Source organism: Bacteroides sp. 2_2_4 (genome assembly GCF_000157055.1).
Taxonomy (GTDB): domain Bacteria; phylum Bacteroidota; class Bacteroidia; order Bacteroidales; family Bacteroidaceae; genus Bacteroides; species Bacteroides ovatus.
On sequence record NZ_EQ973356.1, the window covers coordinates 399,544 to 411,715 of the forward strand.

The 12,172-nt window shown below is 40.3% G+C and carries 7 protein-coding genes; 3 read left to right on the forward strand and 4 right to left on the reverse strand.

Translation table 11 applies throughout. The features are described 5' to 3' along the window. Window positions 1-13: 13 nt before the first annotated feature. The 3 genes from BSCG_RS22595 to BSCG_RS22585 all read right to left on the reverse strand — a co-directional run bounded on the left by BSCG_RS22595 (window position 14) and on the right by BSCG_RS22585 (window position 5,968). Window positions 14-3,334, reverse strand: a complete 3,321-nt coding sequence (locus BSCG_RS22595; protein WP_008774992.1) for a SusC/RagA family TonB-linked outer membrane protein — start codon at window positions 3,332-3,334, stop codon at window positions 14-16. Between the two features lie 253 nt (window positions 3,335-3,587). Next, on the reverse strand, window positions 3,588-4,505 hold the full coding sequence (locus BSCG_RS22590) for a FecR family protein (RefSeq protein WP_008774993.1): 918 nt from the start codon (window positions 4,503-4,505) through the stop codon (window positions 3,588-3,590). A gap of 167 nt (window positions 4,506-4,672) precedes the next feature. After that, on the reverse strand, window positions 4,673-5,968 hold the full coding sequence (locus BSCG_RS22585) for an InlB B-repeat-containing protein (protein WP_008774994.1): 1,296 nt from the start codon (window positions 5,966-5,968) through the stop codon (window positions 4,673-4,675). A gap of 375 nt (window positions 5,969-6,343) precedes the next feature. Here BSCG_RS22585 and BSCG_RS22580 point away from each other — a divergent pair, with 375 nt between their 5' ends. After that, window positions 6,344-6,907 (forward strand): RNA polymerase sigma-70 factor, encoded by a 564-nt coding sequence (locus tag BSCG_RS22580; RefSeq protein WP_008774995.1) that lies wholly within the window; start codon window positions 6,344-6,346, stop codon window positions 6,905-6,907. Between the two features lie 356 nt (window positions 6,908-7,263). On the opposite strand, the gene BSCG_RS22575 is transcribed toward BSCG_RS22580, so the two are convergent. After that, window positions 7,264-8,709, reverse strand: a complete 1,446-nt coding sequence (locus tag BSCG_RS22575; RefSeq protein ID WP_008774996.1) for an alpha-amylase — start codon at window positions 8,707-8,709, stop codon at window positions 7,264-7,266. A gap of 295 nt (window positions 8,710-9,004) precedes the next feature. Here BSCG_RS22575 and pulA point away from each other — a divergent pair, with 295 nt between their 5' ends. Together pulA and BSCG_RS22565 are read left to right on the forward strand one after the other, a co-directional pair. Beyond that, window positions 9,005-10,972: a type I pullulanase gene (gene pulA / locus BSCG_RS22570; RefSeq protein WP_008774997.1), complete on the forward strand. Its 1,968-nt coding sequence runs from the start codon at window positions 9,005-9,007 to the stop codon at window positions 10,970-10,972. 43 nt (window positions 10,973-11,015) lie between these two features. After that, window positions 11,016-12,119 carry a mechanosensitive ion channel family protein gene (locus BSCG_RS22565; RefSeq protein WP_008774998.1) on the forward strand — a complete coding sequence of 368 codons (1,104 nt, stop codon included), beginning with the start codon at window positions 11,016-11,018 and terminating at the stop codon, window positions 12,117-12,119. Window positions 12,120-12,172: the final 53 nt, after the last annotated feature.

The following is a 12,172-nucleotide window of genomic DNA, read 5'->3' on the forward strand; positions in this document are numbered from 1 at the left end:
TTTGTTAATTTAGTTATAATGTAAATTTAAGACTCACACCGAAGCTTCTCAAGCTCGGCATCAGGAAGTAATCGATACCTTGATAGAAAGTACCCACCGAAGAGGTCAGTTGCGGGTCGAAAGGAGCCTTATTATAAATCATAAACAAATTACGTCCGGTCACGGACAGAGTCAAATCTTTCACAAAGTTCTTGAACAATGGTTTGAAACGATAAGAAAGCGAAGCTTCCCTCAAACGTATATTGGTAGCATCATATACATAATTGGACAATACGCCTGTACCTGCTCCTATTTGAGTATAGTAGGTTTCCGCATCCATCAGCACTCCGTTTACAAGCACACCACCATTGTCACGTGCCTTTGCACTCTGTTCGGATGCACCGAAAGAATCCAACACAGCTTGTGTTGCAGAAACCACTTTTCCGCCAATCCGGGCGTCAATCAGGAAGGAGAGCGTAAACCCTTTATAGCTGAGCGTATTGTTCAATCCCAAAGAACAATCAGGATTGGTATTTCCCGCATAAATCAAGTTTTCATTGTCCACCATCATGCTCAAGGTATTCGGATTCACATATACATATCCGTTTCCGTCTTTCTTCACCGAATTGACATATATATCACCGATAGAACCACCTTCATCGATATAGTTGCGGAATGAATATGAAAGGCCGCCCATGTCAAAATGCGAAACATCCATATTGGCTCCGGTAAAGGGGTTAGGAATATTCCTCACCAATTCCACAATCTTATTTTTATTGTACGTAACGGTTAGTTTCGGCGAATAATTAAACTCTCCAAACGTCAGGTCGGCATCAATAGAAGCCTCAAGACCTTTATTGTTTACTTTACCGGCATTCACATAGAAGTTGGCATAACCGCTACTTTCTGGTGCTCTGAATTTGAATAACTGGTCGTATGTATTAGCGTTATAATAGGTGATGTCTAATCCCAGTTTGTTATTCAGGAAGCGGGCATTCAAACCAATTTCAAACGATTGTGTTTTTTCAAATTTCAGGTTATCGATAGGCAGGTCAGGATTAATACTTACACCACCGCCCGGACTAATCGGATAAGACGGAATCGTGATTCCTGCAAGTGACATCGGCACATTTCCTACCTTGGCATACGACAAACGAAGCTTGGAGAACGTCAATATTTTCTCCGGCACTTTGAAGAACTCTGTCAATACAAAAGACATACCTACCGACGGATAGAAGAAACTCTTGTTCTTGGTATTGGCTAACAATGAAGTCCATTCGTTACGTCCGGTTACATCAAGGAATATTTTTCTTTTCCAATCCACAGAAGCACTGAAGAACACAGCTTGCGACTTCATCGTTTTACCTTCCTGATATTGGGGTTCCGGAGTCAGGTTGTTCAATGTAAACTTATTGGCTACACTGGCAAGAGGTGCTCCGAATTCCAGTTTGTTAGAATTGGCCGTATAATCGAATGACGCATTCTTAAAGCTGGCACCCGCATTGACTACAAATCCCCAGTCTGATATCGTTTTCTGGAAATTGGCAATCACATCCCCATAATCCTGGATATTCTTTTCCGTTGCCAACAAGTACGAACCTTTATCCGAACTGGAAGCCAGCAACAACAATGTAGAAGCATAATTCTTGATTTCATTCTTCTTGTTATCGCGGTCCGTACGGAAACGAGCACTGATGTTAAACCATTCATTGAACGTATATTTCAAACTTCCTCCAATAATGAAACGCTCGTTATGGTTAATGTTGAAATTGCGGTGCGTAATCCAATACGGATTCTGGATACTTCTCTTTTGGTCGCCATAAGGCCAAAACTGAACCGGGAATCCTCTGTCCGCACTGTAACGCTCGTAAGATTTATACTTATCTATATTATCCCCGCGCGGGAACAGATAAATCGGCACAATCGGATTATAATAATCACCCTGCGAAAGCATGTTCTGCGCCTTCTTATTCGTATACATGAAAGTCGCTCCCAAAGAAAGTTTGTCCGTAATGGCGTATGTACCATTATAAGAAACGTTGTAGCGGTCGAGGTTGTTGTTATGGACTACCCCACGGGCATTATAAGAAGAAAGAGAAATATAGGATTTATGATTCTCCGTTCCCAACTGTGCCCCGATGCTGTTGGAGAAACTCATGCCTGTGTCAAAGAAATCTGCCGGATCATAATCCGCAGGAGTCTCCAGCTTCGGCCCCCAACTGGAAAATTCATCCGTACGACTTCCGTACGTATTTTGCAACTTCGGCAAGAGAAGCGGTTGGTAGAAATCGGAATAATGGGAGAATGAAATACGAGGCTTTCCGTCTTTCAGTCCTCCTTGCTTGGAAGTCAACATGATTACTCCATTCGCAGCCTGACCACCATAGAGAGCGGCTGCCGAAGGTCCTGTCAACACAGTCACTTCCGCAATATCCTCCATATTGATATTGGAGATACCGTCACCTTCGTCCACTCCTCCATACTGCGCATTAGAGGTAGCCCCTCTCCGCGGGAAAAGGTCGGGAAGCGGTATGCCGTCCAACACATACAGTGCATTGTTGTTCCCTTCTGCATTTACAGACTTAGTACCACGCATCACCACCTTTGTGGAACCGCCGATACCGGAAGCACCCTGACTAATAGTGACACCTGCCACCTTACCGTTCAACGCATTCGGCACACTGGCTTCCTTGACAGACATAAACTGTGCATCGCCCAATTTCTGTACATTATAACTCAACGCCTTGTCCGAACGCTTGATACCCAATGCAGTGACAACTACTTCTTCAAGCACTGCATTGTCTTCTTGAAGTATAATATTCAAAGTCGCATTTCCTGTAATTGTTACGTTTTGAACCGTATATCCTACATAAGAAAATTCGAGAACATCCCCTTTCTTCGTCCTAATCGTAAAATTACCGTCAATATCTGTAATTGTACCAACATTTGAACCTTTTATTTTTACATTTACGCCAATAAGAGGTTCGCCATTCACATCCTTTACCATACCCTTTACCGGAATAGTCGCATCTTCCACTATTTTCCGTACGAAAGGTTTCACAGAAAGAATGATCTGTCTATCCACTACCGTATAAGATATAGAAGTGCCCCGGAATATTTCATCCAGAATATCCTGTATCTTGCCGGAATTGTTACTCACTGAGACAATGCGGTTCTTCTGAATCGCCTTATCATTATAAAGGAACACATAATCCGAACTTTCCTCTATCTTGTTCAATACCTGTTCTACAGATACATTGTTCATCGAAATGGTTCCCCGTATGCGTTGGGCATAGCCATTTGCTGCAGAAAGTTGCAATACGACTGCAAAAAGTAGTGTTAGACTAATCCTCATAACTAAAGGAAGTTTTAGATTTAAAGCATATTTAAAGCATAATGCAATAAATGAATGATTTTTTTTCATACATTTGTAGCTGACTAAAGTTTATTACTAAATGAACTAAGGTTTTGATTCCGGTTAGCGTTTGCGAGACCCTGCACCGTGAATTTTAGAATTGGGAGAAGACAGCCGTTGGTAGCGGCCCTCCTCCCTTTTTTGATTATCAATATGTGTTATATCATAGGCTATTTGTTTTTTCAGATGATTACTAATATAAATCTACTATTATTTTCGTTTTTGTAAATGCATCATCTTCCCGTTGTTCGGGAGTCAAAATCTTCCATTTCAGGTTTGCCGACTTAGCTAAATAGTCTAATATCTGCGTCAATGTTTCCGTTCTGAAAGTGGCTCGATAGCTATACTCCTTTCCCAAATGATTATTGAATTCAATATCTACGTTGAAATGGCGTTCCAGACGCTTGATGATTTCTTCCAACGAAGCATTCCGGAATATCAACTTTCCATCCTTCCAAGCCACCTTCCCATAAACATCCACTTGATTCTTCTGCACCTGGCAGGTTTGTTTGTCATAAAGCAACTGTTCACCGGGAAGCAATGTAATCATTTCCTGTCCGGGAGGCAGCACATTGACTTTACCTTTCTCCAATACAGTCTCTATGTAGCTATCGTCCTCATAAGCTGTCACGTTAAATTGCGTACCATACACATATACGCTCAACCCATTCGGCATATTCACATAAAACGGACGCTCCGGTTCTGCCTCCACTTGAAAATAAGCCTCACCAGTCAGTTCCACATTGCGGTTGTCTTTTTTGAAAACAGTAGGATAACGCAACTTACTACCTGAATTGAGCCAGACAACAGAATGGTCCGGAAGTTCGTAGCGCACCACCGTTCCCATAGTAGAAGTAACTTCTGCGTATCTTATTTCTTCCGGTTCTGCAAAATATAAATATCCCAAAGTCAATGAAGCCAATAGCAACGGTATGGCCAGAAATGCGGCACAACGTATCAGTTGATTGTGCAGTCTCGTTCTTTTCAGACTCCGAATCTTCATTTGAGACTGTCGATAAGCAGCTAATGCATCAATCGACTCCATTTCTCTAATATCATCACCCAAAGCTTTCGCCTTGCGGAATGATGCCTCCAGTTCTTTATTATCCATACTTCCTTTTTATAATTGCAACTATATTAATAATACAACCGACTCATTGAAAAGGGACACAGAAAGCTAATAATTCTTCACTAACTTGAGAAAAGACATCCGCCGGTTCTTTTTTTGTCGCACATAGAAAAAACTGCGGATGTTTTCCTTTTCATTATTGTTACAAATTATATTGCTCCGACATATTCAAATCTCACTACATTTACAGAAGGATATGATACATTTGGCTGTAAAATCAATACCCCCTCAATAGTGTATACTCCAGTACCTTCATCATATTTTACAGTAAATGAGCCAGGATCGTCAGAATCTAAATTCCGATAACTTCCACCACCCGATATTGTCACATACGCGCTACTCATCTGCTCTTTTGAATATTCTCCCGGCTGTAATTCCGATGATTTCAAATACATCTGTATGCTATTACCGTTGTCATCTCCAAGTATTAATATCAAATTGCCCCATTGGTATTTAGCCGCCTCAGTTAATGTCAAATAAACATCCGCAGCAGGCATCGTTTTAGTTTCCACATTTGCATTTTCACTAAGATTCTTCAAGTTGCTTTCCCAAAAAGAAATTTGTTCGTCAGTCAATATGGCTTCAAGAATCTGAACTTCTCCCTCTTCTGTCATTTGATTGCCGCAATGGAGCATATAACCATTCTCGTATACCATAGTCTTTAATTTCAATGAAGACAAATGATTATTGTTACAATACAATTCTTTCAGTTTTTCACTTCCCCCCACAGATAAATTGGTCAATTCATTATGACTGCAATCAAGTTTTGCAAGCTTGGTCCATACTACATTCAATGTAGCCAGTTCGTTTCCACCAATTTTCAAAACTTCTAATCCTGTAAATTCAATCAATTCATTCACACTTTTTATTTTGACTCCATTCACACCACCGGTAATATCAATAGCTTTTACTGCTGATGCTTCATCAGGAGAAAGTACACCGTTACCATTCGTGTCCCACTTCGGATAAATAACTCCGTCTATTTCCTGTTCTGTATCCATTCTGGATTGACAATAAGCTTTCAAAGCAGGATCTGTTATCCTTTCAAGCACATCATTTCTTATCATAAATGTAGCTACAATTATCACATCCTCCATAGGCATAGTGAATGTGGAAGGATTTGCCTGCACATTTTCAACTATAGTATTACCGACTCTTACTTTCCATTCTTTAAATAAAAAGCCTTCAGCAGGAGTAGCCGTAACAGTTACAGCTTCTCCCGCTACAGCTATTTCCTTATCAGCAGTTGCAATGGCGCCACCATAACCGGCAAATGCAGTAATTGAATGAACCTGCTTGTCTTCATCTTCCCCGCACGAAAAGAATACAGCACAAACTACAGCCATAAATAAAAAACTCAATCGTTTCATGTTTTTCAATTCTTGTTGATTAATAAATTTATTACTAAATGATTCAATGTTACCAACAAACTCATCTTGTTTCACTAAGGCGGTGAATTATCCTCACTTATCCACATTCATACTGATGATAAACTCACTTTTGATTCCCGTCAGCGTTTGCGAGACCCCGGACTATGAATCTAAAAACAAAAGAAAAAGATTGTTGATCAAGGTTTGTTGTTTAATTCAATTGAAATATATATTCCATAGGCTATTATTTTAAGTTCAATAACATTAATAATACAAACAGGATTTCAAAAAAGGACAGGGATATCAAACTTTTTTTATTTTTTCCCGAATCCAGTTAAAATGAGGCGATAATACCAACTGAAAGACAAAAAAAAGAATATGAAATTAGGTTTAACTAACCATCTTATTATATATTTGTATCGAAATGAAAAACCACAGAATCTCTAAATAATGAAAATATCTTTTTCCAAACAGACTAAAGAACGAGCTTTCAAACAACTTTATGAGGAGTACTACGCCCCATTTTGTTTGTATGCAAAAAGGTTTGTTGATGATAAAGAAACACGTGAAGACATTGTTTCGGATGTATTCACCTCATTATGGGATAAACTGGATACTGATTCTTTTAATCTTCAATCGAACACTGCATTAGCTTACATCAAAATGTGCGTGAAAAACAGTTGCCTGAACTTTCTGAAGCATCAAGAGTATGAATGGAGCTATGCGGAAAATATACAAAAGAAAGCACCTGTTTATGAAACAGAACCGGATAGCGTATATACTCTTGACGAACTATACAGAATGTTGTATGAAACATTGGACAAACTTCCGGAGAACTACCGTACAGTATTTATGAAAAGCTTCTTTGAAGGCAAAACGCATGTAGAAATTGCAGAAGAGATGAATCTCAGTGTCAAATCCATCAACCGGTACAAGCAAAAGACAATGGAACTTTTGCGCAATGAACTGAAAGACTATCTGCCATTGTTACTTTTGTTATTCTATCGCGCATAACAATCTCTCCTTATCATCATATACTAACTATTACTTGTCCGTCCGGAAAGTATTAATAGTAAAGTTGCTATTGCCTAACAGCAAACTTCCATTCCTTTATATCTAAAGTTGCTTTCGACTAATCATAAACTATAAATGCAAGTTTCGTTTTTATAATCAAAGGTTGCATTTATAAAAATGGAACTTGCAATTATATAATCAAAGCTTGCAATTATAGTTTATAATAGGTAAAAAACAAGTTTACTATTAACCCAAAACAAGTTTATCTATAATGAAGAATAACTTTACTATTAATGATCCAGGCGTAAAATAGTATTTAAACACAAATATCCGAAAGAGATATCAGTAATGCAGGCTCAACCTTTCTTTACCCAAACGGCAAGATTGCGGGCATCAACGGAAAATTCACCGTTTCCTTCCTCATCCAAAGTCACTTCATCCTGAATGCTTCCGGTGATTTCATGCCACACTTCGCCTTTATGCCCTTTGCCTAAACTCATCATTTTACTACCCGCCTCGTCATTAGACATCAGAAAAACCAGACCAGAGCCGGGATGCTCTTCGTCGCCCATACGAATAAAGCCAATAGTGGAAGGATGATCGAAATATTCAATCTGGTCGCCATAAGCGTATTTTCTTCTGGCGCCCAACAAAATATCCAATATCTTGGTATGTGGAGATTTCTCGCCGTTAATACTGTAATAGTCTCCATAAAAGATACAAGGATAGCCGTCCTTCATCATTAAAATCAGTCCATAAGCCAATGGTTTGAACCAATCTTCAATTTGTGATTCAAGAGAACTGCCACGCTGCGTATCATGATTATCGACAATCGTAACAGCCAGCTCACAATGATGTTCGACCAAAGTATTCTTCAGAATATTCCTCAAGTCATAGTTTTTGCCTTCCTGCGATGCCTGAAACATATTATAATGTAATGGGACATCAAACAAATTAACTTTATGTCCGACAGATTCAAGATAGTTGTCCAGTGTTTCCAAATCACCGTTCCAATATTCGCCGACAGCATAGAAGTCTTTTCCTCTCTCACTTCTTACCGCATCGAGGAATTGTTTTATAAATTTGTCTTTCATGTGCTTAATGGCATCCAACCGCATTCCGTCAAGATTAAGTTCGGCAGAAACCCACTTTCCCCAACGGTTCAACTCGGCAACGACTTCCGGATGATCCAAGTCAATGTCATTACATAAAAGGAAATCATAATTTCCATTCTCACCGTCCACTCCTTTGCTCCAGGCTTTTCCTTCTCCCTGAATCTGGAAGATACCACTCCGCTTCTTTGAATCGTCGAAACCTGTTCCTGAAAAATGATACCAATGCCACTTGAAATCCGAATATTTATCTTTGCGACCGTGGAAACTGTATCCAGTCCATCCCTGTATTTCAAACGGTTCTCCCAAAGCTTCGTTCCGTTGATCCGGATTGACTTCTACAACCATGAATTTCTCGGTGAAATCACCTCCAGCTTTATGATTAAGCACCACATCCAAATAAACCGCAATATGATATTTGTGCAATTCGTCAATCATCTCTTTCAGTTCGTCTTTCGTGCCGTACTTCGTCCTCACAGTTCCTTTTTGTTCGAATTCGCCCAAATCATACAAATCATAGGTTGCATATCCTTCATCCTGCTGTTCGTCGGCTTTATAGACAGGCGGAATCCATACTGCGGTCACACCAATATCGTGAAGATGCGAAGCGTCTTCCTTTAATTGTTTCCATAATTTCCCGTCATTCGGGAGATGCCACTCAAAATATTGCATCATTATACCATTTTCCATATCTGTCTCTTTTTTATATTTAACAATGTATAAAACAAAGCTGATGTTAACAAAGTTCCTTCGTTATCATGAATTATAAGCTAACAAACATGAAAAATTGCAAAGGATAAAACTCTGATTCACAACAGAGTAAATTTATATTAATTATTCCTTTTATTTTCTTATTTACAAAGACAAGCACAGGAACTTTTAATTTTCCATTTGTTTTGCATCATACCATAACGGAATTTACCGGTTCATTTATTCCACTTGTTCATTAAATTATTTATATAGTATTAATATTAAATTAGAATGCATGAGAGAATTGAAAAATCATCCGTCCGCGGATCAATTGGATTCGTATGACAAATATCCGTGTTATTACGGAGATGATTTGGAGTTGGTCTATACTCCAAAACAATCCGTATTTACACTTTGGGCTCCCAGTGCCGGCAACGTCCGATTAAACCTGTATTCGTCCGGAGAAGGCGGAAAACCGGAAGAACAAATCGAAATGGAAATGGCCGACGACGGTGTGTGGCGTACCCGTGTCAACCGTGACTTGAAAGGTTCTTTTTATACTTTCCAGATAGAAAAAGATGGAAAATGGCTGGACGAAACACCCGGCATTTGGGCAAAAGCAGTCGGCATCAACGGCAACCGCGCGGCTGTAATTGACTGGAATGCAACGAATCCCGAAGGTTGGGAATCAGACCGGGCGCCTGAACTAAAAATGTATTCGGACATTATTCTTTATGAGCTGCATCACCGTGATTTCAGCATTGATCCGGACTCGGGAATTGAATATAAAGGAAAGTTTCTCGCCCTGACCGAACCCGGAACTCAAACTCCTGACGGACAATCGACCGGCATAGACCATCTGAAAGAACTAGGTGTAACACATATCCATATCCTACCCTCTTTCGACTTCTCCACAATAGATGAAACAAGCTTAGAAGAAAACAGTTATAATTGGGGATATGATCCCAAAAACTATAACGTGCCGGACGGAAGTTACTCCACTGATCCTGCCAATCCTGTCGCCCGCATCCGGGAACTTAAGGAAATGGTTAAAAGCCTTCATGAGAAAGGTTTCCGTATTGTTCTTGATGTAGTGTATAATCATACTGCCTCGACGGAGCATTCTAATTTCAATTTAACCGTTCCAGGATATTTCTACCGGCATAATTCCGACGGCTCCTACTCCAATGCGTCCGGTTGCGGGAATGAGACAGCTTCGGAACGTGAAATGGTCCGTCGTTACATTATTGAATCAGTGAAATTCTGGGCAAAAGAATATCATATCGACGGTTTCCGCTTTGACCTGATGGGAATACATGACATTGAAACAATGAACCGCCTTAGAGAAGAATTGCTGAAAATCGACCCGACTATTTTCATCTATGGCGAAGGTTGGGCGGCTGCCGACTCCCCGCTGCCTTTCGAACAACGGGCAGTCAAAGAGAATGTAGGGCAGATGGAAGGCATTGCCGTTTTCAATGATGAATTTCGTGACGGCTTGAAAGGAAGTACGTTTGATGAACAGGAACCAGGATATGCTTCCGGAAACATAAACGGACATTTCGAACCGGTAAAATACGGAATTGTCGGCGGCACAAGACATCCTCAGGTGGATTATGACGGCTTACTTTATTGTGACGGCCCTTACGCCGGTGCTCCTTCGCAAATGGTCAATTTTGTTTCTTGCCATGACGGATATACTTTGGTAGACAAACTTCAGCTATCCGTACAGGGTGAACATGCGGAAGAAGAATTACCCGCTATCGACAAATTAATACATACAGTACTTCTGACCTCACAAGGAATACCTTTCATCCGTAGTGGCGAAGAAATCATGCAAGACAAGCAAGGGGAACCAAACAGTTACAAGTCTTCCGACTCCGTTAACCGTATTGACTGGGTTTTAAAAGCCCAAAACCGCGATATTTTCGACTATATAAGAGGGCTGATTGCATTGCGTAAAGCACATCCGGCCTTTCGCATTCCAACAGTACAAGGGTTGGAACAATGGCTGCATTTCCTTGATACGGGAAATTCCGGTATCATTGCTTATACATTGGGTGAATATGCCAATGGCGATATGTGGAAAGAAATATTAGTTGCTTATAATGGCAACCGGAATGAGGCGGGCATTCACCTTCCCGAACAGGATTGGATAGTGGTTTGCAAAGATGGGCAAATCAACTTGGACAGCCAGGAGCACTTGCCGGGTGGAGATGTTTCCATCGCAGCTTCTTCCGCTCTGATCCTGTATAGAAACTAAGTCAAAACAATTATCATGATGTACAATTAAAATCAACTCGAATATGTTAGAAAATGAAATTTGGGGAAATTCCATCCAGAACTGGATTATTTCCATACTTATTATTGTTGCCGCGATTGTTCTCGTAAAACTGATATCGCTATTAAGCAAAAAGGTACTTAAACCATTAACAGACCGGACTAAGAATCATCTGGACGATATTATCTTTTATTCTCTCGAACCGCCCATTAAATTTGCTATTATCTTATTGGGCATCTGGATAGCTATTCACCGGCTGGTCTATCCGGACAGCTTCGTAAAGGTAGTCGACAACATTTACCGCATCCTGATTGTGCTGGATATCACCTGGGTGTTTGCCCGTTTATTCGGCGGTTTACTTCAGGTTTACTGGGGGCACCGTGACGGTCAGAATAACAAAATGCTGCCGATTATCAAAAGGACGATGCTGGTTGTTGTCTGGATTATCGGTCTTGTGATGGCTTTGAGTAATGTCGGTGTCAACATCAGTGCATTGCTGGGGACTCTGGGTATCGGTGGTATCGCATTCGCTTTAGCGGCGCAAGACACCGTAAAGAATGTGTTCGGTGCTTTCACGCTCCTGACAGACAAACCGTTCAATATCGGAGATACAATTCGTTTCGATAACTTTGAAGGAACAGTTGTCGATATAGGCATCCGAAGCACGCGAATCATGAACTATGACAAGCGCATCATCACTTTCCCGAACTATAAGATTACCGATTCTTCTATCATCAACATCTCTTCCGAACCGATGCGACGGGTTGTCCTTAATCTCGGACTGACTTATGACACAACCGCTGAAAAAATGAAAGAAGCTTTGGAATTACTGAAAGCCATTCCGAAAAGAGTGGAGAATGTTTCTTCCAATCCTGCTGATGTGGTTGCTGTTTTTACGGAATATTCGGATTCCGCACTTGTCATCATGTATATCTACTTTATTGAAAAACAAGGAGACATATTAGGGGTGACTTCGAATATGAATATGGAGATTCTGGATACCTTCAATAAAGCGGGTCTTGACTTCGCCTTCCCGACACGGACAGTTTATATACAAAATGATGAATCGGAACATGAATCAAAAGATACCGGTAAAGCACCGGAATCTAAGGTTGACTCATTAAAATAAGAAACAGATAACTCCATTTAATTCTTCATTTCTTAAAAGGCAAGTTGTATGAC

Excerpts from the sequence above, each read along its gene's own strand:
- BSCG_RS22595 (WP_008774992.1), bottom strand. The coding sequence starts at position 3,334 with ATGAGGATTAGTCTAACACTACTTTTTGCAGTCGTATTGCAACTTTCT.
- BSCG_RS22590 (WP_008774993.1), bottom strand. The coding sequence starts at position 4,505 with ATGGATAATAAAGAACTGGAGGCATCATTCCGCAAGGCGAAAGCTTTG.
- BSCG_RS22580 (WP_008774995.1), top strand. The coding sequence starts at position 6,344 with ATGAAAATATCTTTTTCCAAACAGACTAAAGAACGAGCTTTCAAACAA.
- BSCG_RS22575 (WP_008774996.1), bottom strand. The coding sequence starts at position 8,709 with ATGGAAAATGGTATAATGATGCAATATTTTGAGTGGCATCTCCCGAAT.
- pulA (WP_008774997.1), top strand. The coding sequence starts at position 9,005 with ATGAGAGAATTGAAAAATCATCCGTCCGCGGATCAATTGGATTCGTAT.
- BSCG_RS22565 (WP_008774998.1), top strand. The coding sequence starts at position 11,016 with ATGTTAGAAAATGAAATTTGGGGAAATTCCATCCAGAACTGGATTATT.